Origin of the sequence: Burkholderia territorii, assembly GCF_902833055.1 — a bacterium.
In the GTDB taxonomy this organism is placed as follows: Bacteria; Pseudomonadota; Gammaproteobacteria; order Burkholderiales; family Burkholderiaceae; genus Burkholderia; species Burkholderia territorii.
The window spans coordinates 1-566 of sequence record NZ_CADFEJ010000083.1 but is presented as its reverse complement, the minus strand read 5'-3'; the positions used below and the strand labels follow the sequence as shown (position 1 = coordinate 566).

The 566-nt window shown below is 69.6% G+C and carries 1 pseudogene; it reads left to right on the top strand.

Annotation, left to right across the window (positions count from 1 at the left end):
• Positions 1-566, top strand: a pseudogene (locus HW466_RS31110) (YadA-like family protein); the annotation flags it as partial.

Below are 566 nucleotides of genomic sequence, written 5' to 3'. Positions count from 1 at the left end.
ACCGGCAACAGCGCACTCGCCCTCGGCAGCGCGAACCAGGCCACCGCGGACAACACGATCGCGCTGGGCAACAAGGCGGTCGCGAGCGCGACCGGCGCCCAGGCCTACGGCTCGGGTGCGTCGGCCACCGCCGCGGATGCGCTCGCCTTCGGCACGAACGCGCAGGCCAATGTCGCCAACTCGATCGCGATGGGCGCGAACTCGACCACGGCCAACGCTGTCGGCGTGTCGAGCGTCACGGTCGGCGGCGTCACGTACCCGGTCTACGGCACCTCGCCGGTGGGCGTCTTCAGCGTCGGCGCACCCGGCGCGGAACGCCAGATCACGAACGTCGCGGCAGGCCAGGTTTCGGCCACCAGTACGGACGCGATCAACGGCAGCCAGCTCAACGCGACGAACCAGGCGGTCAACAGCCTGTCCACGTCGACCGCGTCGAACATCTCGTCGCTGTCGACCGGCATCGGTTCGCTGTCCACCGGCCTGAGCTCGACCAACAGCTCGCTGACGTCGCTGTCCACGTCGACCTCGACGGCGATCAACTCGCTGTCGACGGGCCTCAGCTCGAC